Origin of the sequence: Sphingomonas sp. (assembly GCF_004799495.1) — a bacterium.
Taxonomy (GTDB): Bacteria; Pseudomonadota; Alphaproteobacteria; order Sphingomonadales; family Sphingomonadaceae; genus Sphingomonas.
Genome location: NZ_SSMY01000008.1, coordinates 1 through 25,986, shown reverse-complemented (window position 1 = coordinate 25,986; position 25,986 = coordinate 1). Strand labels below are relative to the sequence as shown.

The window sequence follows — 25,986 nt, the reverse complement described above, 5'->3', positions numbered from 1 at the left end:
GGTCAGTTCGGCTTGCCGCCGGCGAGTTGCTGTATCTGGAGGACGACGAATTCGGCCGGCTTGACCGGCGCGATCTTGACCAGGATGTTGACGATGCCGTTGTCGATGTCGTCCTGCGTCGTGGTGGTCGCGTCGCACGTCACCGCATAATCGTAGAATGCGCCCTGCCGCGCGAGATCGGCGAGGAAGCTGCCGACGCTCAACCGCAGTGATGACCACAAAGCCTCGGCATTGGGCTCGAACACCGCCCAGCGCGTGTTCTGGAGCAGCGTGTCCTCGATGAACAAGGTCAGGCGGCGGACCGACAGATATTTGTAATCGTCCTCGAACTGGTCAGCGCCGCGCAGCGTGCGCGCGCCCCACACGACGGGACCGATGATCGGAAAATTGCGCAGGCAATTGATCCCGAGCGGGTTGAGCTGGCCGTTCTGGTTGTCGGTCAGGTTGACCTCGAGCCCGATCACGTTGGCAAGGCCGGCATCCTGCCCCGCGGGCGCCTTCCATACGCCGCGCCCGATATCGGTCGCTGCGATCACCCCGGCGATCGCCCCGCACGGCGCGAACAGCGCCGGGCGCGACTTCATCAATATGTCTTCCTTCCACACGCGCGGGAAATAGACCGCGGCGTTGCGCGCGACCTCGATCCCGGCGGCGTTCTCGCCGGTGATGCCGACCTGTTCGGGGTCGATCGTCGACAGCTGGCCCTGTTCGGCCTTGTTCTTCCACGCGACCGGGGGATCGACGATGTAGAGCGCGCGGCGGTCGGTGCAGTAACTTGCCGCCGCTTGGCGCACGACCGGGTCGAGGTCCTGTTCGCTCTCCGGCACGTCGGGCAGGATGCGCCGGTCGGGCGGAATGCACAGCAGGCTGAACAACGCGGCCTGTTCGAGCATGTAGATCCCCGACTTGACGCCCTGGTCGCCGAGATATGTTTCGGTGCTGAGGTACGTGCCTTCGTTGCCGCCGATCCCCTTGGCGCTGGCGCCGTCGGCGGGCGGTATCGCCGGCATCCGGTCGACCCGCGCAAGATCGGACGCACTCGCCAGCACGCGGTCGAGGCGGTTGGGGAAATAAGCCGACTGCCCGGTCGTCTTGACCGCGAGGTTGAGGTAACGCTCGGTCTTGACCACCTGGCCGCGCGCGTTGCTCAGCGTCAGCGTCAGGTTGAACAGGTCGGCCGCGGTGAGGTCGTATTCGGCGAACTGCTTCGCGGTCGCGTCGCTGATGCCTTTGGTATCGACACTCGCGGTCAGGTAATTGCCCCATTCGCCGGGGTTGGCCGCGCTGAGCGCGAGCGGCGGCGCGAAGGTGATCGCGGTCGAGGGGCCGAACGCCGATGCCGCTTCGGGCAGGAAATGGATCGTCCCGTCGGCGCCGATATAGCGCACGACATAGACCGTGTCGTCGTTATCGACCGCGAACGTGTCGCCGATGTCGATCGTGCCCGTCGATGCGCTGCCGCGCGCCGCGACGAAGCTCGTCTCGCCCAGTTTGGGACCGGTCTTGACCGCGAAGTTGGCGGGCGGCTGGCGGTCGAAGATCGGCGCGCAGCACAGGCAAAAAGTGTCGGCGACGAGCGGATCGCCCGACATGCTGACGAAGCTGAGCGTCGCCGCCGGGTTCTTCTTGTCGGCAGGGGTGAAGCCGGTGACGACATAGATATCGGGCTTGGTGCCGATGCTGAACTGGTCGCCGACCAGCGCGGCGCCCGTGCCGTTGATCAGCGTGAGGGTGCCCGCAGAGGCAGTCTTGCCGGGATTGAACGTCTCGATTTCCCACCCGTCGGGCATCGCCAGCGGGACGGGCGCGGCGATCGTCGCGGTGCCGCTGACCGCGCCGGGCTTGGGGTCGAGCGTGACGGCGACCTGCAGCGAATCGGCGTCGGTGCCGCGCACCGCCGGCTGGTCGATCGCGGTGTAGACCGTGTCGTCTCCGACGAAGCTGAACGTGTCGCCCAGCTCGGGCAGGCCGGCGCCGCCCTTCAACGTGACGGTGTTGCCCGACACGGTGAACACCGACCAACCGCTCGGCGACGGGCCAGCCGTGAAAGTCAGCGTTGTGCATTTGCGGAACGCGCGGTCCAGCGCGGGGACGATCGTCACGCTGGCTTCGATCTTCTTCGCCGGGTTCGCTTGGGTGAAGCCGGTGACCAGATAGGGGCGCGAGGTGTCGCCGTTGAGGAACAGCGTCATGCCCAGGTCGGGCTCGCCTTCCGACCCATCGGTCGGCGGGTGGACGACGATCTGCGTTGCGCCCTTGGCGGTATCGGCATCGACCAGCCAGCCTTCGGGTAGCGGCGGTGGCGGTCCGGGGAATTTGAGCCGCGCAACGCCGTCGCCGTCATTGGGCTCGAACAGCCGCGCGATGATCGCCTGCGACCCGCCGTTGGCGAAGAAGTCCTGCACCGCGTAGCTCAGCGGATAATCGAACTTCAGCCCGCCATATTGGCGCTGGAAATCGCCGAAGTTGAAGATCGTGCTCGGCTCATCGGTCGGGCCGACCGGCGCCCGCCCGATAAAGGCGGCGATGTTGGTGGCGACCGGCGTGATCGTATGCTGCCCGCTGGGCAGTTCTTCGACATAGACGCCCGGATAGGTCACTTCGATCGGCATGAGCGTTCCTCTTCGAACCATCCGACCCGCCTGTCATTCGCGGGACGAGGTTTGATCCATCGTGATTGCAAGCATCGGCCCGCGCCGTCAGACGGCGTCGCGGTCCGTTTCGATTCCCTGCCAGAAAGACTGCTGGGCGGCCGCCTGGTCACTTTCCATCCCACCCTGCGCCACGGCGACTGCGCCCAGGAAGGCGGCTTGCGCGCTGATCACCGCGCCGGCTTCGCTCGCCAGCGCCTGCGCCGCCGTCACTGCGCTCGCCTGGTAGGCGGCGACCGCGGTTGCGACCGCTTCCTTCATCGTGAAATACAGGAACTCCGAGCGGCTGTGCGAATCGAGGTTGTTCTTCGCGGTGAACGCGTCGGTCGCTTGCTTGACCGCCGCCGCCAGCGCGACCTGCGCATTGCCCAGCGCGAAGCGATACTGGCTTTGCGCCTGCGCCCAATTGTTGAGTTCGCCCTGGAAGGTGGCGATCGCGGCCGCCCGCGCGTTGCCGTATTTGAATTCCGCCTTGCTCTCGTCGAGCGCCAGCTGGTGACAATGCGGCGCGATCAGCGGATCGGTCGACGGACACATGTCGGCCTTGGGCGGGCGCGGCATCTTCGGCATCAGGCTGGTGACGAAAGCGTCGAGCCGCGCGAGGCCCGCGTCGATCGTCGCGGGATCGAGCGGCACGGCGATCGCGCCGGCGGTCGCCGCGGTCATCGCCGCCAGGACGGTATCACCCGGCGCGGCGATCCCGCCGCCGGCACCCGAGGCATTGGTCTGCGCATCCTGCTTGTCGGCCATCGTCATCCCCGTTCCAGATCTAAAGTCTCGGTTGAATACCTTAGATTCGCCGGGGGTCAGAAAAGAGTCAATGCGACGATCAAGTAGGAAAAATAGAGCCGGGTAATATAACTCATGTCGCTCTACAGATTTATTATCCGGAAACCCTAGAGAATAATTGAAACTATAATATAGTTAACATGACATCATCAGGGTTAACGCGATAATAATCATTTTATAGCGTCAGTCTCAAAATGGGAATTGCGCCCTGTTTCTTGCGCGATCGATAGATGTCGCAGTTATCTGCCGCTGACTCGGTTGTGCCTGGGCGGACTGGGTCGCCGCTATTCCAGCGGGCGAACACCGGGTTTTTCGGAGGATGCTGTTCAATTCGGCTGTGCCAATTGTTCGGCGGCGATCTTCTGCAATGCCACCGCCACTTGCGGCGCGATACCCAGCTCGTCGGCGGCGCGTTCACCGATGCCGAGCGTGGTCGGGTTTACGCCCGTCACGCGGCCGAACACGATCAGCGCCTCCAGATAATAGCCAAAGATACTCGCGTGATAATGATCGTAGGTCCACAGATCGACCTGGCCGAAGGAGAGGCCGTCGTACGGGTTGGGGTCGGCGACCCCCGCGGCGATCGCGCGGATCCAGGCCTCGCCGACCGGGAGCACGCCCTTGAACGATGGCGACAAGGCCCGCACCCCGTCGGTCGCGCGGCGCAAATCCTGCGTCATCGCGGCGAGCGGCTTGCCCGACCATGGGCTGCCGGGCTGGTAGACGAGGTCGGCGCGCGCCCAGGTCGCCATCAGCTCGACGTCGACCCTGGGATTCGCTTTCGCGAACATCGCGGCGAACATCGGGGCGTAGGTGCGATAGTCGGTAGGGTCGCCCGACTTGTGGTCGAGCGTGCTCAATTCCTGCAACACGACGACGTCCCACGCGCGGTCGACCAGCTGGCGCCGCTCGGTCCAGTGGAAGCCGAGCGTCTTGCCGCCCTGCGTCTCCAGGCTGACCGCATAGTTCAGCCGCGCTTCCTCGGTGAAAATCTTGAACAGAGCGGGCACCCCGCCATAGCCGTCGCCGTTCAGGTCGGTCACCGCGTTCGCGCGATAGTTGCGCACCGCCGAATGCGCGCCCTGGGTGAAGCTATTGCCGACGAACAGGATCGTGCGCGGCTTGGCGGCAGCAGGCGCGGTTTGCGCCGCCGCGGGCGCGACCGCGAGCGGCAGCAGGGCGAGCAGCGCGGCGAGCATCTTCGTCATCGTCAGAACTTCACCCCGACCTGGAAGTATACATAGCGTCCATAGGGCACGTAGAGCGACCCGAGATAGCCCGAGTCGATCACCGGCGGCTGTTTGTCGAAGATATTCTTCGCGCCGATCTTGTAGCTCGTCCCGCCGAGCGGCCCCTTTCGGATGCGGTATTGCGCATACAGGTTGAACTGGGTCTGGCCGTCGACGACGAACGGGTTGCCGTTGCCGTCGAGGAAGGCGGTGTCGTAGACCGTGCCGATATAATTGGCATAGCCGCCGAGCTGGAATCCGCCCGACGTCCAGGTCAGCGACCCCGACCAGCGCCACTTGGGCTTGCCGTTGACCTGGAGCAGGTTGCTCGCGTCGGTCAGCGGCGTCGCGGCATTGATCGTGCCCGCGGCGCGCGCGTCGAACAGCGCCTGCACCGCGGGCGGGGTCGTACGGCTATATTTGGTCAACCGTGCGACGTTCACGTTGAGGTTGAAGCGGCCGATCCCGGTGCGCACGGTATAGTTCATCGTCAGGTCGTACCCGCGCACCGTCTGCGGCAGCAGGTTGACGAACTGATCCTTGATCAGCGTGACTGCGCCCGCCGGCGCGAGCGTGGTGCCGGCGAACACCGCATTGTCGTCAGGGGTCGGTGCTGCGCGGATGACGTTGGGGTTGCTCGATCCCTGGAGGCGCAGGAGATAGTCGAGCACGAGCGCGTTCTGCGGGCCGAACTGGCCAACGATCCCGGTCTGCTTGATCGACCAGTAATCGGCGGTGAAGGTCAGCTTGCCGAACCGCGTGGGGATGAACTTGGGCTCGAGCACGATGCCCGCGGTCCAGTTGGTGCTGTTCTCCGGCTTGAGGTCCGGATTGCCGCTGACCGAGATCGAATAGCCGATCTGCCGCGTGCACGCCGGGAAGTTGTTGGCAGCGAGACGGCCGGCGCGCACGTCGGCTTCGCAGCGATAGTAATCGGTGTTGGCGGCGGTATTGGTGTTGAGGCGCGAGAAGGCGACCGCGTTGAGCTGTTCGAGGTTCGGCGCGCGGAAACCTTTCGAATAGGAGCCGCGCAGGCGGATGCCATCGACCACGTCCCACGCCGCGGCGATCTTGGGCTTCGCGACCGATCCGAAGTCGCTGTAATGTTCGTACCGGCCGGCCAGCTGGACATCGAGGCGGTGGATCAGCGGTACCTTCATCTCGGGCGATACCAGCGGCACGGCGAGCTCGCCGAATGCGGAGAAGATCGTGCGGGCGCCCTTCGTATCGAACGTCGGGCTGACCGACGCGATGTTCGACTGGTTGGTCGCGCCCGTGACCGAGTCGGTGAAGGTGACGGTACCGTCGAGATTGGGATCGCGGTTGTCGAACTGCGTCTCGCGCCGGCCTTCGACGCCCAGCGCGATGCCGAGGCCGCCGCCCGGCAGGTGGATCAGGTCGGGTTTGGAGAGCTTGAAGTCGGCGAGGCCGAGTGTGGTCTTCGACTGGCGGCGCAGGTTGACTAGGAACGAATTGATCGTCGACTGGCTGGCGGGCGAGCAGTCGCCGAGGCTCGGCGTTTGCGCGCAACCGCCGCTGAACGGATTGTAGGCATCGGGGGTCGACAGGCCGAGGTTCGCCTGCAGCTTGGTCATGTTGATCGCGGGCGAATTGTCGGTCGCCTGCGCTTCCGAATAGAGGATCGCGGTGTCGAAATCGAAGCCGCCGATCTTGCCCTTGGCGCCGACCAGGAAACGGTCCTGCCAGTTGACCGTGTTGACCACCTGATACCCGGCATCGAGGAAGCGATAGGTGCTGAGCGTCACCGGCAGCCCGGCGGCGGGGACGTTGGTGAGGTTGGGGATGCGGTTGGGGTTGGCCTGACCGTTGGCGAAGGTCACCGGGCCGAACGGGTTCCAGTAGTTGGACGCCGGAATGGTGATCGCGTTGAGGTTGATCGTCGGCGGCTGGATGCGCTGCGTGTCGGCGCGGTAATAGCCGAGCTCGGTGTAGAGCGTGAAGCGGTCCGACACGTCGTAATGCGCGGTCAGGAAGCTGTTGTAGCGGTTGACCGACGGCGTGACGGTCGTGCCCGGTCGCGTGTCGAACCGTTCGGAACGCAGCGTCGTCGCGGTCGATCGCGTGCCGCTGCCGAGACAGGTGTCGGCGTTGATCGTGATCAGGCACCCCGGGTTGAGGATCGACTGGGTGTGGAACGCGCCGCTCGAATTGGTCAGCGCCTGGTTGCCCGGGCTGCGCCGGATCGTGCCGGGACCGCCGACGACAGCGAGGTTGGCCCAAGGCGATTGCGTCGCGCGGCCGTCAGCGGTCAAATTGCCCGCGAACGCCGGGTCGTTGGCGAAGAACGACAGCAGATTGTCGGTCGCGGTATAGGGCTCGTCCGACGCGAGCTGCGCGGTGCGGCGGGTATAATCGAGGTACAGCGAGATGTTGCCGCGCCCGCCGCCGAAATTCTTGCCATAGGTACCGGTCAGTTCGTAGTCGCGGCGCGACGTGCCCTGCGGCGTACCGAACCGGAAATCGAGCCGCCCGCCCTCGAGATCGGTCCTGGTGACCGTGTTGACCACGCCCGCAACCGCGTCCGACCCGTAGATGGCGGCTGCACCGTCGCGCAGGATCTCGACGCGTTCGAGCCCCGCGACGGGCAGCGCGTTGGCGTTGTAGCTGAGCACCGGCACATTGCCCTCACCGGCCTGGCTGGTCGGGTGCTGGACGAGACGGCGGCCGTTGAGCAGGACCAGCGTGTTGCCGAGGCCGAGATTGCGCAGATTGATCGAGCTGACATCGCCGCGCGCGGCATTGCTGGTCTGCGGGTTGTTGCTTTCGTTGAAGGTCACGTCGCCGGCTTGCGGGATCGAGCGGAACAGATCGTCACCCGATTGCGCGCCGGATGCATCGAGCTGGTCGCGGCTCACCACGGTGACCGGCAAGGCCGCGGTCGTGCTCGCGCCTTTGATCTGCGACCCGACGATGACGATGTCCTTCGACTGGTCTTCCGACTGATCGGCGGCGGGCGCGCCGGCGGGCTTGTCCTGGGCGAAGGCCGGTGCGGTCGCGATCAGCGCCAGCGCGGTGCCGCTGGCCAAGGCGCCCTGCCGGATCGATCGGTTCATCTCTATTCTCCCCGTTTCTCTGTCTATGCGATGATCTGCGGCGCGGCCGCCGCTGCCAGATTGTCTTTGGTTCCCGGGCGCCGGGTCAGCGCGCGGTCGAGCGCGGCGCGGTCGAGCTTGCCCTCCCAGCGTGCGACGACGATCGCGGCGACCGCGTTGCCGACGAAATTGGTGAGACTCCGGCACTCGCTCATGAAGCGGTCGACCCCCAGGATCAGCGCCATCCCGGCGACCGGCACCGACGGCACGATCGACAGCGTCGCGGCAAGCGTGACGAACCCCGCGCCGGTGACGCCGGCCGCGCCCTTCGAGCTCAGCATCGCGACGCCCATCAGCAGCAACTGGTCACCCAGCGACAGATGCACGCCGGTCGCCTGCGCGATGAACAGCGCGGCCAGCGTCATGTAGATGTTGGTGCCGTCGAGGTTGAACGAATAGCCGGTCGGCACGACCAGCCCGACCACCCCGCGGTCGCATCCCGCCGCCTCGAGCTTGACCAGCAGGTTGGGCAGCGCCGCTTCGGACGACGAGGTGCCGAGCACGAGCAGCAGCTCGGCCTTGAGATAAGCGAGCAGACGGAGGATCGAGAATCCGTGCGCACGCGCCACCGCGCCGAGCACGACGAGCACGAACAACAGCGAGGTGAGGTAGAAGGTCGCGACCAGCGCGCCGAGATTGACCAGGCTCGCGACGCCGTATTTACCGATCGTGAAGGCGATAGCGCCGAACGCGCCGATCGGCGCGGCCTTCATCAGGATGCCGACGAGCTTGAACACGACGAGGCTCAGCCGCTCGACCAGTTCGAGCACCGGGCGCGCCGGAGCCCCGACCAGCGACAGCGCGATGCCGAACAGGATCGCGACGAACAATGTCTGGAGGATCGACCCCTCGGTCAGCGCCGACACCATCGTCGTCGGGATGATCGCCATCAGAAAGCCGGTGACCGTCGTGTCGTGCGCGTCGCGCGCGTACCCTGCGACCGCCCTGGCATCGAGGCTGGCGGGATCGACGTTCATCCCCGCGCCCGGCTGGACGACATTGGCGACGAGCAGGCCGACGATCAGCGCGAGCGTCGAGAAGACCAGGAAATAGCCGAACGCCTTGAGCGCCACGCGGCCGACGGAGCCGAGCTCGCGCATCCCGGCGATCCCGCCGACCACCGTCAGGAAGATCACCGGCGCGATGATCATCTTGACCAGTTTGATGAACCCGTCGCCGAGCGGCTTGAGCGCTTCGCCCGCCGCCGGCCGGAAATAACCGAGCGCGACGCCGAGCACGATCGCGACCAGCACCTGCGCATAGAGATGGCGATAGAACGGCTGGCGTGGTCGGGCCGCGGGGGCCTCGAGCGGTTCGACGATCATGCTTCCTCTCTGACGACGGCGTGCGCCGCGTGGCCCTTGTCACCGGGCCTTGGCCGTGCATTCTTGCAGGGGCAAAGCGCGGCGGCCAGCTTTTACCTGTTGGGATTCAACACATTGGATAATTTCGATATTTCTGTTTTGGCGCCAATTCTCGCTTGCGGATACTGTGCGGAAATCCGCACATTGGTAGCGCGATAGTGCGGATTTCCGCACTTTCGACGCATCGCGCATGGCGCCCCTTCGTGCTGGCCGGTGTCACACTTTTGATCGTCGTCGCACTGCTCATCTGGGCCGGCCTGCGCTGGTCGATGGCGCAGGCGGAGGCGACCGCCGACGCCGTCGCGCGCCAGACCGCGCGCACGCACGTCGCCCTGCTGTCGAGCGAGCTGCAGAAGTTTCGCCTGCTGCCGACCGTGCTGGCCGAATATCCCGACGTCACCGCGACGCTCGGCGACGACAGCGCGGCGGCGCGCGGCCGGCTCGACCATACTCTGAAGCAGCTTGCCGAACGGACCGATGCCGCGGCGATCTACGTCGTCGACGCAAAAGGCACGACGCGCGCGGCGAGCAATTTCGACAGCCCGGCGAGCTTCGTCGGCCAGAACTACGGTTTTCGCCCCTATTTCCGCGACGCGATGGCGCGCGGATCGTCGGAGTTCTTCGCGCTCGGCACGGTCAGCGGGCGCCCGGGCCTCTACCTCGCGCGGCGCATCGATCGCGACGGGCGCGCGCTCGGCGTGGTCGTGGTCAAGGTCGAGTTCGACGGGGTCGAAGCGGCGTGGGGGCGGAGCCAGGGGATGAGCTTCGTCGTCGACGCGCACGGCGTCGTGCTGGTAACGAGCGCGCCCGCGTGGCGCTTCCGCGCGATCGCACCGATCGGTGCCGCGACGCTCGCCGACCTCAGGCGAACGCTCCAGTTCGGCGGCAACCCGCCGGCAGCGGCACCGTTGTCGCTCGACGGGACCAGCGCGATTGTCAGCGGCAAGACGCGCTACCGCGTCGCGATCGAACCGGCGGCGCTGGAGGGTGGGCGAATGTTCCATCTGTCGCCGCTCGACCCACCGCTCGCCGCCGCGCGCAGCCAGGCGCTGCTTTGGGGACTGGGCTTTTTATTGATCGTCGCGGTTTGGGCGGGGCTTTTGATCCGCTCGGCCGAAACGCGGCGGCTGCAGGCACGCGCGCGCGCGGTGCTGGAGGAAGAGGTCGTGCGCCGCACCGCCGAGCTCAGCGACGCCAACGCCCGGCTGGTGATCGAATCCGACGAACGGGCGGAGGCCGACCGGCGCTATCGCGAAGCGCGCGAGGAACTGGCGCAGGCCAACCGGCTGGCGTCGCTCGGCCAGATCACCGCAGGCGTCGCGCACGAAATCAACCAGCCGGTCGCCGCGATCCGCACTTTCGCCGAAAACAGCGCGACGCTGATCGCGCGCGGCGCGGCCGATACGGCGAGCGAGAATTTGACGCGGATCGTCGAGCTGACCGCGCGGATCGGCACGATCACCGGCGAATTGCGCGCGTTCGCGCGGCGCCGCGCGGGCAGCGGCGGGGCCGCGACGCTGGGGTCGGTGCTCGACGGTGTGCTGCTGCTGCTCGGCGAGCGCGCGCGCGGCGTGGTGCGCGTGGATGTCGCCGGACCAATGCGCGACGTGGCACTGGCGGGCGACCGTACGCGGCTCGAGCAAGTCGTCATCAACCTCGTCCAGAACGCGATCGAGGCGGTCGAGGGGCGCCCGAATGCGCGTGTCACGATCGACGCGGTGGCGAAGGGCGACAGCATCGAGGTTTCGGTCGCCGACAACGGCCCCGGGCTCGACCCGGCGATCGCCGCGACATTGTTCACCCCGTTCGCGTCGGGCAAGCCCGAAGGGCTGGGGCTGGGCCTCGCGATCGCGCGTGACATCGCGCGCGAGTTCGGCGGCGACATTGCGCACGTCCCTACACGATCCGGCGCGACGTTCGTCGCGACATTGAAGACCGCATGACCGACGCGCCGATCATCTTCGTCGAAGACGACGATGCGCTGCGACTGGCAACCGTGCAGGCACTCGATCTGGCGGGGTTGGCGGCTACGGCGTTCGCTCGCGCCGACAAGGCACTACGCTCGGTTTCCCCCGATTTCGCCGGCGTCGTGGTGACCGATATCCGGATGCCGCAGATGGACGGGCTGGAATTGCTCGCGGGCGTCCAGGCGATCGACCCGGAAATCCCCGTTATCCTGATCACCGGGCACGGCGATGTCGCGATGGCGGTGCGCGCGATGCGCGACGGTGCCGCCGACTTCCTGACCAAGCCGTTCGCCACCGACCATCTCGTCGCGGCGGTGCGCCGGTCGCTCGCGCACCGCGCGGTGGTGATCGACAATCGTCGGCTGCGCGCACTCGCCGAGGCATCCGACGCGAGCGAGCCGCTGATCGGGGACAGCCCGCCGATGCGGCGATTGCGCCAGATCATCCGCCAGTTCGCCGAAGCCGATATCGACGTGCTGGTCGAAGGCGAGACCGGTACCGGCAAGGAATTGGTCGCGGCCTTGCTCCATCGCCAGGGACCGCGCCGCGCGCGCCCGCTGATCGCGGTCAATTGCGGCGCGTTGCCCGAGGGCCTAGCCGAGGTCGAACTGTTCGGCCACGCCGCCGACAGCGTGGCGCATACGCGGCTGTCGCGCGCCGGGCAGATCGCGGCATCGAGCGGCGGGACGCTGTTGCTCGATGAAATCGACAGCATGCCGCTCGCGCTGCAGGCGGGGCTGTTGCGCGTGCTCGAGGAACGCGAAGTCCATCCGATCGGCGCCGAGCGGCCCGAGCCGGTGAACTTGCGCGTCGTCGCGACGAGCAAGGTCGACTTGGCCGACGCGGTCAAGGCCGGCCGGTTCCGCGCGGACCTGTTCTACCGGTTGAGCGTCGCGCGAATCCGCGTACCGGCGCTCCGCGAACGCGGCGACGATGCGGTAGCGCTGTTTGGCGTTTTCGCGAACGAGGCGGCGCGGCAGTTCGACAAGACCGATTGGCGGATCGACGCCGCGACCAACGCCCGGTTGCGGCACCACGACTGGCCGGGAAATGTGCGCGAACTGCGCAATTTCGCGGTCGAGGTCGTCCTCGGCGTCGCCGGATCGGCCAGACCGGAGCGTGCCGCCGCCAAACCATTACCGGGGCGCGTCGCCGATTACGAGGCGAGCGAGATTCGCGCTGCGCTCACCGCGAGCCAAGGTCGCGTTGCCCCGGTGCTCGCGACGCTCGGCATCCCGCGCAAGACACTCTACGACAAGATGGCGCGGCTCGGGATTGCGGCGCGCGATTTCAAACGCAAGGACGGGTGACCAGTCGGGCTGGCCGGTCACCCGGCGAGGCGCACCACCTCATGCTCGACGATCTGCCGTGCCACGGTCGGATCGAGCTTCTGCTGATCGCGCAAGCGTTCCCAAACGTCGAAACTCAACATCAGATCGATCGTCTCGAAGCGCAGGACATCATTGGTGATCGATGCGGGCAGAAACGACAGCAGCCGCTGCCGCATGATTCCCAAAATATGCGTGTGGTGACTCTGCATCGCGGGCGACATGTGGCGATGCGCGTCGCCCGCGCGCTTGAAGGGCAACAGCCTTTCATAGGTCGCGGTGCGTCGCTCGACCACTTCGATCAATTGCTCGCGCCAGTCGCTCGAATCGAACGGGATCAGCCACATCTCATATTGTTCGGCGAGCGTATGCGTCAGCGCGGCATACAGGCTCTCCATGTCGGCGAAGTGCCGGAACACGGTGCGAAGGCCGACCTTGGCGCGCGACGCGACCTCGTCCGCGCTGGGCGCGATGCGTCCTTCGGCGACCAATTCGAGCATCGCCGCGACGATCTTGTCGCGGCTGACGTGCGATCGTCGATGACGACCATCCTGCGGCGGTGCATCGGATTTCAGCATCGTCAGTTCGACCAATAGATATAGGTCTCGCCGGGTCGCGGTTTCGTGCCCAACGGGCGGTCGATCGCGATCGGCGAGCGGATCAGCGACGGCCAGGCGGGCTTGACGCTCTCACGGTCGTGCTGCGCGATCAGGCCGCGCAGCCGCGCGACGATATCCGGATGCAGCGCGGCGACGTCGCGGTGTTCGGTCGGATCGGCCTTCATGTCGAACAGCAGATCCTTTCGCGGCAGGTCGAGCATCTGCAGTTTCCAGTCGCCGTCACGCACCACGCGATACGGTCCGCTGCGCCAGAACAACGTATTGTGCGGCGTGCCGGTTGCCTTGCCCTCGATGAAGGGCAGCAGGTTCACCCCGTCGATCGCCCGGTCGGCGGGCATCGCCGCACCCGCGACGCCGCCGGCGGTGGCGAAGATGTCGAAATGGCTGACCGGCCCGGCGATCCGCGTGCCCGGCTTGATCTGCGCGGGCCAGCGCATGAAGAACGGCACCTTCACCCCGCCTTCGAAGAACGTCGCCTTCCACCCGCGATACGGCCGGTTGATGTCGGGCAGCCCGATGTAATGCGCGCCGCCATTGTCGCTGGTGAAGATGACGAGTGTGTTTTTGTCGAGGCCTTGCGCCTTCAGCGTCGCCATCACTTGCCCCACGCCTCGGTCGAGCGCGCGGATCATCGCGGCATAGACGCGCGTGCGGTGGTCGGCGATCTGCGGCAGCGCGTCGTAATCGGCCTTCGACGCCTGCAGCGGCGTGTGCGGCGCATTGTACGCGAGATAGAGGAAGAACGGCCGGTTGCGGTTGGCGGTGATCGCCGCCTGCGCCTGCGCGGTCAGGTAATCGGTCATGTAGCGGTCGGGGCGGAACGGCGGCGATCCGTTATATTGGACGCTGAACGGCAGGTTGGCCCAGAGGAAGCGGTCGATCGGATCGAAATCCTGGTACGAATTCTCAACCCCCGGGTCGCCCTCGGGCAAATATTTCTGCGCGCCGATCATGAACCCCAGGCTCTCGTCGAAGCCATGCTGTTCGGGCCGCATCCCCGCCGCGTCGCCGAGGTGCCACTTGCCGAGGTGGATCGTGTGATAGCCGCGCGTCCGCAACAGCCCGGCGATGGTGATCTCGCGGGGCGGAACGCCCTTGTCGGACGTCGCCGCGGGTTGCGCCGCGGCATCCTCGTCGAAGATCGTCTTGTGCTCCCATTGGGTCGGAAACCGCGCGATGTTGCGCGCGAACACCACGTCGGTGCGGATCAGCTTCGACGGGAACCACGCCGGCGGGTGCGTATCGGTGGGCGTGAACTCATAGCCGAAGCGCGTCGGGTACCGCCCGGTCATCAGCGCCGCGCGGCTCGGCGCGCAGGTGGCGTTGCCGGCATAGCCGTCGGCGAAGCTCACGCCTTCGGCGCCCAGCGCGTCGATATTGGGGGTCTTGAGCAGTCCCCCCGCGACGCCGCCGCCGTTGAAACTTATGTCGTTGTAACCCAAATCGTCCGCGACGATCAGCACGATGTTGGGCGGGCGCTGGTCGATCGGCGTTGCCGCCATCGTCGGACCTTGCTGCCAGGTGACGGGATGGTTGTCGGCGACGCGCGGCGCCAGCCAGCCGGGGAGGTGCAGGAAGACATAGTCCTTCGCGGCGAACCCCGCGACGCCGATCACCGCGACGCTGGCGAGCGTGATCTTGATCCAGCGCTTCATGCGTCGGCACTCCGCCCGAACGCACGATGCGCCGCTAGCAGGATCAGGATCATCACCGCCTCCGCCGCCATCGGCGGGAAGGCGGTCGCGGGTGCCCCGTCGGCGACCAGGCTGATCGCGCGCCCGGTGATCGCGATGCCGAGCAGTGCCAGCGGCACCAGCAGCGGCTCGCGCGCCGCGCGCCACGCACCGATCAGTGCGAACGCGCCGCCAGCCACGAAGAACGCGGTGAAGTCGGCGCGGATCGTCGCCAGCCCTTGCGTCCCCAGCGATTCGAGGAAGAAACGCAAACCTGCTTGCGCTGGGTCGATCAGGAAGCCCAGCCCGAGCACCACGTTGAACAGCCCGACCAGCCCCAGCACCGCGCGCATCGCGTTCCGCATCGTCGTTCCCCTACCGCTCACGCGATCCTAGCACGATCCCGGCGGGGCGCAATGTTTCGGCATTGCCAATGCCATTATCTCGGCTCATGCTCTGGGGCGGGGAGGAACCGATGACCCGAGGACGGAAAATCGCGCTGGCCGTCGGCGTCCTGGTGGTCGCCGCCATGGCCGCGTTTCAGGCGCAAATCGGCACCGCGATCCTGCGCGCGGCGGTCGGCGAGCGCGCCGGGGTGGACGCCACCGCCGGGTTGCCCGATGGCCTCCACGTCGCGTTGTGCGGCACGGGATCGCCCTTGCCCGATCCGACCCGCGCCGGGCCGTGCACGGTGGTGATCGCCGGGCGGCACATCTTCGTGGTCGACGCGGGCGAAGGCGGCGCGCGGCACATCGCGTTGATGAACATCCCCAACGGCCGGATCGAGGCGGTCTTCCTCACGCACTTCCACTCGGACCATATCGACGGGCTCGGCCCGATGCTGCTGCTGCGCTGGACGGGGAACGCCAACACGTCGCCGCTGCCGGTGTACGGGCCGCCCGGCGTCGAGCGCGTGGTCACGGGGTTCGACGCAGGCTATGCGCTCGATTCGGGGTACCGCACCGCGCATCATGGCGCCGGGGTCGCGCCGCCCTCGGGCGCCGGCGGCACCGCGGTGCCGTTCGCGATTCCGCCCAAGGGCCAAATCGCCAGCGTCACGGTCTACGCCCGCGACGGCCTGCGCGTGATGGCGTTTCGCGTCGATCACGGGCCGGTCGATCCCGCGGTCGGCTATCGCTTCGACTACAAGGGACGCTCGGTGGTGATCAGCGGCGACACCGCCGCCAGCCCCGTGCTCGTCGCGGCGGCGCGCGGCGCCGACCTGCTGATCCACGAAGGGCTTCAGCCGAAGCTCGTCGCGTTGATGCACGATGCGCTCGCGCGGCGGAACCAGCCGGGACTCGCCAAGGTGATGCGCGACATCCTGACCTATCACACCAGTCCGGAGGTCGCCGCGCAGGAAGCCCAAGCCGCGGGCGTGCCGCACCTGGTGTTCAGCCATATCATCCCGCCACTCCCGGCACGAATCATGTACCCTGCGTTCCTCGGCGACGCGCGGCGCTATTACCGCGGGCCGATCATGGTGGGGGAGGACGGGATGGTGTTCAGCCTGCCCGCCGGATCGACGACGATGGGCTTCACGCGCTGGCCGGTCGATTAGCCGCCGATTGCCTTGGTACGGATGTTGAGCTGCCCGGCGAGCCCGGCGATGCGGTGCTTCTCGATCGCTTGATATTCGTGCGACTGGACCATCGTCATCATCGCGGCGCGCGACGGATATTGCGCGAGCGCGACCATGTCCCACAATTCGTCGGCCTCGCCCAGCATCAGGTCGGTAACCGTCCCGGCATACAGCGATTTTCCACCTACTGCCGCGAGGCATGCCTGCACCGCAGCCCCATAGCGGCCATAGGCTTCGCGACCGGTCAGGTCCGGTTCGCTGCCGTCGGGATAGTCGGCGCGCTCCTTGAACTTGAGCAGATTGACCATCACGAACGGCCCGTCCTCGGCGCCGCCGAAGAAGGCGGCGGCTTGTTCGGCACCGGGAAACACGGCGTTGGTGACGTTCATCGATTCTGCTCCGTGCCATTTATTGGCATTGATCGTGTCAAAACATTACCGGCCGGTCAAGGGCGCGCCAAACCGCCTGCATCGTGCACGAAGCGCACCCCGATATGGTCGGTGCCGAGCCCACGGTCCTCGAACTGGCGCGCGGCGGGGCGGTAGCGCGCACAGTAATTGCTCGCGCACAGGTACGACCCGCCCTTGATCACCGCCATCTGGCCGTTCGGCCCGGATGCGCTGGTCCATTCCCAGACGTTGCCGATCATATCGTACAGGCCATAGCCGTTGGGCTTGAAGCACCCGACCGGCGCACGCCCGCGAAACCCGTCGAGCCCCAGGTCGCGGATTGGGAACACGCCCTGATAGTAATTCGCCTGCGGCACGCCGTGCTCGTCGACCGGCTCGGGCAGCGCCGTCTTGCCGCCGAGCGCGGCATATTCCCATTCGGCCTCGGTCGGCAGGCGCTTGCCCGCCCAATGCGCATAGGCCTCTGCGTCGGCATAGGCGATCTGTACCACCGGCTCGCGGTCGCGCCCGGTGATCGATTCGCGCGGGCCCGACGGATGGCGCCACTGCGCCCCGACCGCCCAGCGCCACCAGCGCGGGTCGTGCTCGTCGGGTGTCGCGAACACCGCCGATCCGGGGACGCGCATGTCGGGCGGCGTCGCTGGGGTGACCGGCGGCTGGCGTTCGGCAAGCGTGCGGTAGCCAGTCGCTTTCACGAACGCAGCGAATTCGGCGTTGGTCAGCTCGTGCGCGTCGATCCAGAACGGCCGTACCGTCACGCGGCGCGGCGGCCCTTCTTCCGGGTAACGCGGATCGGCACCCATCGCGAAGCTGCCGCCCGCGATCCTGACCATCGCCGCGTGCGTCAGATCGGCGCACGCTCGGGCAGGCTCCGCCGTCGCGGCGGTTCGCTTGTCGTCCGGTCCCGCCGAACACGACGCGAGCACCGCGACGGCGGCAAGGCACCCCAAAGCAAACGGTCCGCGGCCGATCGTCCGATCAGCCGCGGACCGCATTACCGTACAGCCCGCCGTTACAGGAACGCGAGCGCCGCGGGCCCGTGGCTCCACACGTCGTGGATCATGATCGTCGGGGTCAGCACGTCGACGTCGATCATGGCATGCTGCACGCTTCCCTTGTCGATCACGAGCGGCGCCTGGCCGCTCGCGGTGACGACGTCGCCCGACTGGATCTGCGCGGAGAGCACGCCGCTCAGCGTCACGTTCTGCCCGCCACCCAGATCGATTACCGCATTGCCGCCGACATCGTGCGTCGCCGCCTGGAAGCTGGCGAAATCGGCGAAATACGCCGACAGGTCGAGCTTGTCGGTGCCGCTGACGAAGTCGCCGACGGTGTCGTGGCCGACACCGCTCGCGGCGAACACGAACACGTCCGCGCCTGCCCCGCCGGTCAGCATCTCGTCGCCGCTGCCGCCGGTCAGATGATTGGCCCCGGCATTGCCGACGATCAGCGTCGTGTGGCTGTTGCCGGTCAGGTCGATCGCGGTCGTCGCATTGTCGTCGATCGTGCGCAGCGTCTCGATCGAGGCATCTGCCGCCAGCGTATAGCTGATTGCTGCCTTGACGATATCGGTCCCGTTGCCGTCATTCTCGACCACCCGGTCGGCCGCGTCGCGGACGATATAGGTGTCGTTGCCAGCACCACCGCGCATCACGTCGCCGCCGCCGCCGCCGTCGAGCACATTGTCGCCGCTGTTGCCGACCAGCTTCTGCGCGTCGCTATTGCCCGTCGCGTCAATGTTGCCGGTGCCCGACAGGCGCAGCAGTTCGATGCTGCTTCCCGCGGCCAGCGTGTAGCTGACCGTCGCCTTGACGGTATCGATCCCTTCGCTGGCATTCTCGATCACCACGTCGTCGGCGCTATCGACGGTGTAGGTGTCGTTGCCCGCGCCGCCCGCCATCGTGTCGGTCCCGCCCGCGCCGTCGATCGCATTGTCGCCGCTGTTACCGGTCAGCGCGTTGTTGCCCGCGCTGCCGGTGGCATCGATGTTGGCCGTCCCGGTCAAAATGAGGTTTTCGACGTTGGGCGCGTCGGCCAGCGAATAGGTGATCGAGCTGTTGATCGTGTCGTTGCCGCCGCCCGCGTTTTCGTACACGTGATCGTTGACGTTATCGATCGTGTAGGTGTCGTCGCCGTTGGTGCCGAAGAAGCTGTCGCCGCCCGAATTGCCGAGGTGGAACAGCACGACCTGCGGATCATGGTCGGTCGGGCGCGTGTCACCGAACTGCGAGTTGAGGTGGACCGCGTCGTAATTCGTCGCGACCGGCAGCAGGTTCTGGCTGACCAGGATGTTGTCGATCTGCTGCGCGTTGCCGTCGAACAAATACGAATAGCGTTCCTGCGACGGGAGCAGATAGTTGACGTTGGTCAGCAACCCGCCCTGCGCGGGGTCGGTCAGCTGGGTCTGCGCCTGCTCGAAGTAGAAGCCGTTCCAGTCGCCGAGCACGGCGAGGTTGAGGTTCGGATTATCGGCGAGGTGGGCGTTGACATAGGCCTTGACCGCCGCCGCCTGCGCGGTGCGCTGCGCGTCGCCGGCGTCGGTCGCGGGCTGGTCGTTGCCGCGCAGCGGGTCGCTGCCGCCGCGCGACGTCGCGTGGACGTCGATCGTGGTGATGTTCTGGCCTTCGAACGACCAGGTCTGGACCAGCGGGTTGCGGCTGCCGTTGAACGCCGAGCCGGTGATCAACTCGGGCGAACCGACCGGGGTGACGCGGTCGATATTGTAGAAATAGCCGTTGCGAATGTTCCCGTTCGGCTCGCCACCGGTCGAGTTCGCGACCGTCGGCGCGATCTCGATATAGCCGTAATGCTTGCCGGTCAGCGCGAAGATCGCGTCGATGATCCCCTGCGCGTTGCTCACGCCCGACAAATCGGTGCCGCTGCCCGCGCCGTCGGCGTCCTGCACTTCCTGCACCGCGATGATATCGGGCGCGCGCAGGTTGAACATCATGTCGCTCGCCAAGATCGTGTACTTGTTGTCCGACGCGTCCATATTTTCGAGGTTGTACGTGGCGAGCGACAGGTAATCGCTGTTGCTCTGTAACGTCGTCGTTTCGCGCGTCAGCGTGACGTCGTTGGTGACCGTGACCGGCGCGGTGACGACGAGGTTATAGTTGTCGAATGCGTAATTGACGATGCCGGTGATGCTGCTCAGCTGATCGCCGACGGTATAGTTGGGATGATAGCCGCTGTAGATTCCGCTGTCGCCGATGACCTGGATCATCTCCGGATTGTAATCGACCGTGCCGTCGCCGTTGGGCGAGATGGTGATCCCGCCGCGGTCGTTCATGCCGGTCGCGCCGGAGCCGTGCGAAGCGACCATGAAGGTATCGCCGAAGCTATCGGTGTTCGACACCGCCTGTGGGCTATCGAGCGTGACTCGCATGCCCTCGAGCGATTCCCAGAAATCGAGCCCGTCGTGCACCGGGTCGTAGGTGGTCAGATGATCGTCATCGAGGTTCTGGGTCGGGGGCAGGATGCCACCGGGCACATTGCCGATGACGATCGCGGCGGGCAGCGCGTTGCCGTGGCTGTCGATGGTCACGACCGGCGAATTGAGCTCGGTCGTCGTCAGCCCCTGTGCGTCGCCGGCAAATTCGGTGACGGTGCCGCCGACCGTCACGCCGTCGCCGACCACGACGGTCGGCGCGGTGCTGGTGAACACGAAGATCGCGTCCGACGTCGCCGCATCGCCGTCACCGACCGCCATCTGCATATAGAAGCCGTTGGTATCGACCGCCGTCACGATCCCCGTCGTCTGCACCGGCTGACCGACGTATTGCGAGGTATGCCCGGCGCCCTGGATCTGGGCGATCGTCAGCGCCACGAAATCGTCGTTCAGGATCGTGCCGACCCCCGTGTCGTCGGTGATCGCGATATTACCGGTCGGGTTGCCGATATGCAGCGACAGCGTTTCGTTGGGCTCGCCGACGGTATCGCCGACGATCGGGATGGATATCGTGGCCGACGACGCGCCGACCGCGAAATTGATGGTGCCCGACAGGACCGCGCCCGGGCCGATGTCGTTCGAGTCGGCCGTCCCGTCGAGCGCGAAGGAATAGTCGACCGATGCCGCCGATCCGAGCCCGCCCGCGCGATAGACCGTGAAGGTCAGGTTGCTGGTGCCGCTGTTGCCTTCGACCACGGAAGCGTCGGCGACATGGACTTGCCCGGTCGCGTTGTCCGCGATGATGATCTGGTTGGCGTTGAGCGAGCCGAAGCTGCTGGTCGAGTCCGATTGCCAGGTGAAGTCGGCATAGCTCGCGCCGCTGCCGGTCAGCTGGAGCGACTGGCCGAGCGCCCCGCTGCCATCTTCCAACACGCCGATGTCGACGCTCTTCATGCCCGCCGCGGGCGTGCCGGCGGCCGCGGTGAAGGTGCCTTCGTACGACAGCAGCTGGATGACCACGCCACCGGGACCGATCAGCGCGACGCCGTCGCTGGCGCCGTTCTGGATGCCGTTGACCGGGAAAGAGAAGGAAACCGCGCCATAGCCCGATCCTTCATCGTCGATCGTGCCTGACAGCGCCTGCGTGCGATAGACGGTGGCGGCACCGGGGGTGTTGGTGCCGTCGTAGAACACCAGCGAATAGGCGCTGAGGTCGGTGCCCGCGACCCCGGCGATCTCTATCGCTTCGCCGGCATCGGTGCTCGCGTTATCGTAATGGATTTCGTTGATGTAGACGTTGGCGGGCGGCGGCGGCGCGTCGTCATTGGTGATCGTACCGGTCGCGGTGCCCGTGCCGATCGACGCGCCACCGGTCGGTGCGCTCAGCGCGATCGAGAAGGTTTCGTTGGGCTCGTACGTCGTATCGCCATGGATCGGCACATGGATTTGCGCGGTGGTCGCGCCATCGGCGAAGCTCACCGTGCCGATAGTGGTGAAGCTGGCGCCGAAATCGTTGGTCGACGCAAAGCCGGTGCCGGAGCCGAGCGTGATCGTGTAGGTGGCGGAGACCGCGCCGACGCTGCCGTTGGCGCGCGTCACGGTGAAGGCCATGTCGGTGTCGCCGCTGTCGCCTTCGGCCACGCTGGCGTTGGCGATGCTGAGCGTCCCCGCCGGCGGCGCGTCGTCGTTGGTGATCGTGCCAGTCGCGGTCGAATGCGCGCCGAGCGTGGCGCCCCCGGTCGGGGCGCTGAGCGCGAGCGAGAAGGTTTCGTTGGGCTCGTAGGTCGTGTCGCCGGCGATCGGAATGTGGATCTGCGCTGTGGTCGCGCCATCGGCGAAGTTGACCGTGCCGGTCGAGACGAAGCCCGTCCCGAAATCGGCCGCGTCGGTCGTGCCGTTGGTGATCGTGTAGGTCGCCGACACCGCCCCCGCGCTGCCGCCGGCGCGCGTGACCGTGAACACCATGTCGGTGTCGCCACTATTCCCTTCCGCGATCGACTGGTCGGCAACGGTCAGGCTGCCGGGACTCGCGACCGCGGCGCTTGCCGTGATCGAAAAATTGTCGATCGCGAGGCCGTCATCGGCGCCGGTGGCGTCCTGGTCCACCCAGCGGATCCAGAAGGTCGCGCCCGCCGCGATGTTGAGGCCGGAGATGATCGACGACAGCGTGGTGTGGTTGGCCGCGGCATTGCCGTCGAGCGCGCCGGCCGTGCCGGTGGTGATCAGCGGATTGAAGTCGAGCGTGTTGACGTCGACCCACGTGCCCGTGCTGAGGCTGGTGGCGTCATAGCTGATCTGGAAATCCATCTTGTCGGGCACGGTCGAATGGACTCCGCCGAACCGCCATTGCTCGCCATCATAGCTGATCTGGAGCGACCCGATCGCTCCGCCGGTATCGTTGGTGAACTGGCTGCCGATGACCGAGGCGAGCGTACCGCTGCGCAATTGGCCCAGCGCGCGCTCGGTGCTGCCCGCCGCGCCATAGCTGTAGGTGTCGGCGGTGGTGCTGCCGCCGGTATCGACCGCATATTGCCCGTTGTCGCGCGCGCCGCCGAGCGACTCTAGGAAATACCAGCCGGTCGGCATCGTCGTGTTGGTCGTGCTGCCGGCGGTGTTCGACAGCGTGTTGAAATCCTGTGTGAACGCGGTCCCCGTCGTCGTTAGCGACACCGTCCCGCTTCCAGCCTGCGCGGCCTGTGTCGGATCGACCGGCGCCGGAGCAGCTTCGAGCGGCGAGGGGGCGACGTGTCCGACGACGCCGTCGTTGTTCAGGCCGTTCGGGTCGGCCCCGCCGAAGTTGAACGGGCCGTCATTGGGGAGGTCGAACAGGATACGGGACATGCTACTTCCTTCACGCGAAGCGACTGAGGCTGGTGACCGGCCGACGGATGCCGGCCGAAGAATCGTGCAAATTGAAGACAGTCTGTCGCTAGGCGCGGGTTGTGACAACCGTGTTGCTAACCAGATTGTGGATAACTCTCGACGCGGCGCCATGCTCGTCGCCCGGCATATCGCCTACGCCGTCGAGGGACATTCGTGGAAACTCTCGCAACCCGACCCTTCCGGCCAGCCGTTGCCATGCCATCCGGACGCAACCGACGCTCCGGCGCTTCGTTGCAGGTTTCTGGCGCACCCGATAAGGTCGCCCAAGTCCATGTCGGAGGGCGCGGATTCTTGATTGCCACCGTGGATTTCTGGCCGCCCGATCCGCGGTTGAAGCGCTACGTTTCCGGGTATCACCGCTACACCCTCGTCAGGGACGAGGGCGACACGGATTCGGCGTTTCGCGACGTCTTCTTTCCCGCCTGGTCGAATATTCGATTCACGTTCGACGCGGAGCCGTGGGGCGTGCGGGTCGGACGCCGTGCGTTTGACCCCGTGCCGGCTTGCGCGTTCTTCGGTCCGACCAGCCATGCCGGCTATGTGTCGGCAGGCAGCGGGATCCTGGTCGGCGTCGGGCTGACACCGGCCGGCTGGGCGCGGTTGCATGGTGGCACCGTCGCGCTGTGGGCGGACCGTATCGCGCCGCTCGACCAGGTGTTTCCGGTTCTCGCCGCGGCGCGGGACGGTGTGCGGGACGCGCAGGATCCGGCGGCGTTCTTCGACGCTGTGCTGCTCGGCCTGGTCGAACGGTCGCCGCCGGAAAGCCCGGCGATCGACGCGATCATGTCACGCCTGCTCGATCCCGCGATCGACCGGGTCGAAGGACTGGCCGACGGGCTCGGGCTTAGCGCGCGGCAAATCGGGCGGCTGACGCGGACGTGCTTCGGCTTCACTCCCAAGCTCCTGCTGCGCCGCGCGCGCTTCCTGCGCGCGTTCGACGCGATCCGGACGCTCGATCGCGGCTTGTGGACCGGAGCGATCCGCGATGCGGGTTATTGGGATGGCTCGCATTTCCTGCGCGATTGCCACCTCTTCCTCGACATGGCGCTCGGCGACTTCATGACGATGGAGCGGCCGATCAACCGCATCTCGATGCGTCGGCGGGACGAGGTGCTGGGTGCGCCGATGCAATCGCTCGCGCGTCCCGACGGCGCGTGAAATCCAGTCGCGTGCACCACGCTCGCTTGTAAAAAATGTCGCTAGCTAAGGCACTTCTGCCCAATTACGTTCCCGCGCACTTTAAGGGTGGGTTTCAGGTTCAGTCGAGCTTCATGCCGGGCAAGGCCTGTCCGGTAACCGGCTAGTCGTGCGTCCTCGGTCCGCCTGATTGTTGCGCGGAAGGGCCCGACATGAGCTTGCAATTCTTCATCGCCGACGATGGCACGACGGGCCAGGAACTCTGGGTCACCGACGGCACGACTCCCGGCACCTTCCGTCTCCGCGACATCAACCCCGGGCTGGGCAGCGCCAATATCGGGAATTTGATCCAGTCGAACGGGATCATGTATTTCACCGCTTATGACGGCAGCGCCTATCACATGTGGCGCAGCGACGGGACGACGGCGGGCACCTATGCGCTGACCTCGTCGGACAATGGCGACAACGCCGGCAATCTGATCAACGTCAACGGACGGCTGTTCTTCACGGGCTCGGACTCCGTCCACGGCGCGGGACTGTTCGTCACCGACGGCACAACCGGCGGCACGCAGTTCGTGCAAGGCGTCAGCAGCGCATCGCAATTCTTCGCGGTCGGCAACTCGCTGTTTTTCACCGCCAACGATGCGACAAACGGCACCGAATTGTGGGTCAGCGACGGCACCGCCGCGGGTACGCATATCGTCAAGGACGTTCTGCCGGGCAGCAGCGGCAGTTCGTACGGCAACTTCACCGCACTCGACGGCAAGCTCTATTTCACCGCGAGCAACGGCACCGACGGGACCGAAGTATGGGTGTCGGACGGGACCGCGGCCGGCACGTTCGAGCTCAAGGACATCAACAACGGGCCGAACGGGGCGAACGCGAGCAATTTCTACGCCGCCAACGGGCATGTCTATTTCACCGCCAACGACGGCGCGCACGGTAACCAATTGTGGTCGACCGACGGCACCAGCGGCAACACGCATGTGCTCACGCTGGGCACCGGGCAATCGCCGCTGATGCGCGCCGGCACGCAGGTCATCTTCAACCACATCCTCTATTACGTCGGCACCGATCCGTCGGGCGGCTCGGCGATCTTCACGTCGGACGGCACCACCCTTACCAAGCTCAACCATCTCAGCAGCTTCTCGGGCCAGTTCTACAACCTCGGCGCGACGCTGATGTTCTTCGGCAACGACGGGACGCACGGCAGCGGGCTGTACACGTTCGACGGCGCCAACGTGTCCTTCGTATCGTCGGTATCGGGCGGGTTCATCCAGCCGGTCCTGTCGGGCGGCAAGGTGTTCTTCGTCAGCCATGACTCGACGCACGGCTACGAGCTCTGGGTCACCGACGGCACTGCGGCGGGCACGCATATTACCGCCGATATAAATCCCGGCATCTACGACGCGCAGATCAACAACATTTCCGCGGTCAACGGCGGGGTGGCGTTCACCGCCTATCGCCCCGACGTCGGCGTCGAATTGTTCTTTTCCGACGGCACCGCGGGCGGCACCGGTTTGCTCTCGAACGTCAACCCGACCGGCGATCACTCGCCGTCGCTCGGGTTCGGCTCGACCGTCTATCAGGCGGGTGCGCTCGGCTTCTTCGCGGCGAACGACGGGGTCAACGGCAACGAATTATGGGTGACCGACGGCACCGTCGGCGGCAGCCACATGGTTACCGACCTTCAGTTCGGCAGCAACGGCTCGACCCCACAAAACTTCTTCGTCGCCGGGAACACGATCTATTTCACGGCGGACGACGGGGTGAACGGGCGGCAGCTGTACACGTCGGACGGGACGACGGTGACGCAGCTGACGAGCAGCGGGGTCGACCAGCCGTACAACGA

General features: G+C 66.4%; 16 protein-coding genes. 5 read left to right on the top strand and 11 right to left on the bottom strand.

Annotated features, from left to right (window positions below; genetic code table 11):
* Window positions 1–2: 2 nt before the first annotated feature.
* The 5 genes from E7773_RS07965 to E7773_RS07945 all read right to left on the bottom strand — a co-directional run bounded on the left by E7773_RS07965 (window position 3) and on the right by E7773_RS07945 (window position 9,107).
* On the bottom strand, window positions 3–2,612 hold the full coding sequence (locus tag E7773_RS07965) for a phage tail sheath C-terminal domain-containing protein (protein ID WP_293990071.1): 2,610 nt from the start codon (window positions 2,610–2,612) through the stop codon (window positions 3–5).
* An 87-nt stretch (window positions 2,613–2,699) separates the two neighbouring features.
* Entirely contained in the window at window positions 2,700–3,401 is a 702-nt protein-coding gene (locus E7773_RS07960; RefSeq protein WP_293990070.1) for a hypothetical protein, read from the bottom strand.
* Window positions 3,402–3,766: 365 nt separating this feature from the next.
* Window positions 3,767–4,648, bottom strand: coding sequence for a DUF4886 domain-containing protein (locus E7773_RS07955; RefSeq protein WP_363130093.1), 882 nt, complete (start codon window positions 4,646–4,648; stop codon window positions 3,767–3,769).
* Between the two features lie 2 nt (window positions 4,649–4,650).
* Entirely contained in the window at window positions 4,651–7,743 is a 3,093-nt protein-coding gene (locus tag E7773_RS07950) for a TonB-dependent receptor (RefSeq protein ID WP_293990069.1), read from the bottom strand.
* A gap of 23 nt (window positions 7,744–7,766) precedes the next feature.
* Window positions 7,767–9,107, bottom strand: coding sequence for a dicarboxylate/amino acid:cation symporter (locus E7773_RS07945; protein WP_293990068.1), 1,341 nt, complete (start codon window positions 9,105–9,107; stop codon window positions 7,767–7,769).
* Between the two features lie 242 nt (window positions 9,108–9,349).
* Here E7773_RS07945 and E7773_RS07940 point away from each other — a divergent pair, with 242 nt between their 5' ends.
* Together E7773_RS07940 and E7773_RS07935 are read left to right on the top strand one after the other, a co-directional pair.
* Window positions 9,350–11,089 carry an ATP-binding protein gene (locus E7773_RS07940; RefSeq protein WP_293990067.1) on the top strand — a complete coding sequence of 580 codons (1,740 nt, stop codon included), beginning with the start codon at window positions 9,350–9,352 and terminating at the stop codon, window positions 11,087–11,089.
* Complete coding sequence (locus E7773_RS07935) at window positions 11,086–12,423, top strand: sigma-54 dependent transcriptional regulator (protein ID WP_293990066.1); 1,338 nt, start codon at window positions 11,086–11,088, stop codon at window positions 12,421–12,423. Before E7773_RS07940 ends, E7773_RS07935 begins: the two co-directional genes overlap by 4 nt.
* A gap of 17 nt (window positions 12,424–12,440) precedes the next feature.
* On the opposite strand, the gene E7773_RS07930 is transcribed toward E7773_RS07935, so the two are convergent.
* Genes E7773_RS07930 through E7773_RS07920 form a run of 3 tightly spaced genes read right to left on the bottom strand, consistent with a single transcriptional unit; the run spans window position 12,441 to window position 15,099 of the window.
* The gene (locus E7773_RS07930; RefSeq protein ID WP_293990065.1) at window positions 12,441–13,019 is read right to left on the bottom strand and encodes a TetR/AcrR family transcriptional regulator; all 579 of its coding nucleotides are present in this window, start codon (window positions 13,017–13,019) and stop codon (window positions 12,441–12,443) included.
* Window positions 13,020–13,021: 2 nt separating this feature from the next.
* The gene (locus tag E7773_RS07925; protein ID WP_293990064.1) at window positions 13,022–14,716 is read right to left on the bottom strand and encodes a sulfatase-like hydrolase/transferase; all 1,695 of its coding nucleotides are present in this window, start codon (window positions 14,714–14,716) and stop codon (window positions 13,022–13,024) included.
* The gene (locus tag E7773_RS07920; RefSeq protein WP_293990063.1) at window positions 14,713–15,099 is read right to left on the bottom strand and encodes a hypothetical protein; all 387 of its coding nucleotides are present in this window, start codon (window positions 15,097–15,099) and stop codon (window positions 14,713–14,715) included. The genes E7773_RS07925 and E7773_RS07920 overlap by 4 nt, the downstream gene beginning before the upstream one ends.
* A gap of 110 nt (window positions 15,100–15,209) precedes the next feature.
* Between E7773_RS07920 and E7773_RS07915 the strand changes: the two genes are divergently transcribed.
* Window positions 15,210–16,295 carry an MBL fold metallo-hydrolase gene (locus E7773_RS07915; RefSeq protein ID WP_293990062.1) on the top strand — a complete coding sequence of 362 codons (1,086 nt, stop codon included), beginning with the start codon at window positions 15,210–15,212 and terminating at the stop codon, window positions 16,293–16,295.
* Here E7773_RS07915 and E7773_RS07910 read toward each other — a convergent pair.
* From E7773_RS07910 to E7773_RS07900, 3 genes are read right to left on the bottom strand one after another with little or no spacing between them, the layout of a single operon-like run.
* Window positions 16,292–16,705, bottom strand: a complete 414-nt coding sequence (locus tag E7773_RS07910; RefSeq protein WP_293990061.1) for a DUF1330 domain-containing protein — start codon at window positions 16,703–16,705, stop codon at window positions 16,292–16,294. The two genes, E7773_RS07915 and E7773_RS07910, sit on opposite strands and share 4 nt — an antisense overlap.
* Window positions 16,706–16,761: 56 nt before the next feature.
* Complete coding sequence (locus tag E7773_RS07905) at window positions 16,762–17,721, bottom strand: formylglycine-generating enzyme family protein (protein WP_293990060.1); 960 nt, start codon at window positions 17,719–17,721, stop codon at window positions 16,762–16,764.
* Window positions 17,722–17,738: 17 nt separating this feature from the next.
* Complete coding sequence (locus tag E7773_RS07900) at window positions 17,739–22,955, bottom strand: Calx-beta domain-containing protein (protein WP_293990059.1); 5,217 nt, start codon at window positions 22,953–22,955, stop codon at window positions 17,739–17,741.
* A 333-nt stretch (window positions 22,956–23,288) separates the two neighbouring features.
* Here E7773_RS07900 and E7773_RS07895 point away from each other — a divergent pair, with 333 nt between their 5' ends.
* Together E7773_RS07895 and E7773_RS07890 are read left to right on the top strand one after the other, a co-directional pair.
* Window positions 23,289–24,155, top strand: coding sequence for a helix-turn-helix domain-containing protein (locus tag E7773_RS07895; RefSeq protein WP_293990058.1), 867 nt, complete (start codon window positions 23,289–23,291; stop codon window positions 24,153–24,155).
* A 191-nt stretch (window positions 24,156–24,346) separates the two neighbouring features.
* The coding region (locus E7773_RS07890; protein WP_293990057.1) for an ELWxxDGT repeat protein at window positions 24,347–25,986 on the top strand (1,640 nt) is incomplete at its 3' end.

Coding starts and splice junctions, on each gene's coding strand:
- E7773_RS07910 (WP_293990061.1), bottom strand. CDS start 16,705: ATGAACGTCACCAACGCCGTGTTTCCCGGTGCCGAACAAGCCGCCGCC.
- E7773_RS07945 (WP_293990068.1), bottom strand. CDS start 9,107: ATGATCGTCGAACCGCTCGAGGCCCCCGCGGCCCGACCACGCCAGCCG.
- E7773_RS07935 (WP_293990066.1), top strand. CDS start 11,086: ATGACCGACGCGCCGATCATCTTCGTCGAAGACGACGATGCGCTGCGA.
- E7773_RS07925 (WP_293990064.1), bottom strand. CDS start 14,716: ATGAAGCGCTGGATCAAGATCACGCTCGCCAGCGTCGCGGTGATCGGC.
- E7773_RS07920 (WP_293990063.1), bottom strand. CDS start 15,099: ATGCGGAACGCGATGCGCGCGGTGCTGGGGCTGGTCGGGCTGTTCAAC.
- E7773_RS07930 (WP_293990065.1), bottom strand. CDS start 13,019: ATGCTGAAATCCGATGCACCGCCGCAGGATGGTCGTCATCGACGATCG.
- E7773_RS07950 (WP_293990069.1), bottom strand. CDS start 7,743: ATGAACCGATCGATCCGGCAGGGCGCCTTGGCCAGCGGCACCGCGCTG.
- E7773_RS07955 (WP_363130093.1), bottom strand. CDS start 4,648: ATGACGAAGATGCTCGCCGCGCTGCTCGCCCTGCTGCCGCTCGCGGTC.
- E7773_RS07965 (WP_293990071.1), bottom strand. CDS start 2,612: ATGCCGATCGAAGTGACCTATCCGGGCGTCTATGTCGAAGAACTGCCC.
- E7773_RS07915 (WP_293990062.1), top strand. CDS start 15,210: ATGACCCGAGGACGGAAAATCGCGCTGGCCGTCGGCGTCCTGGTGGTC.
- E7773_RS07960 (WP_293990070.1), bottom strand. CDS start 3,401: ATGGCCGACAAGCAGGATGCGCAGACCAATGCCTCGGGTGCCGGCGGC.
- E7773_RS07905 (WP_293990060.1), bottom strand. CDS start 17,721: ATGCGGTCCGCGGCTGATCGGACGATCGGCCGCGGACCGTTTGCTTTG.
- E7773_RS07900 (WP_293990059.1), bottom strand. CDS start 22,955: ATGTCCCGTATCCTGTTCGACCTCCCCAATGACGGCCCGTTCAACTTC.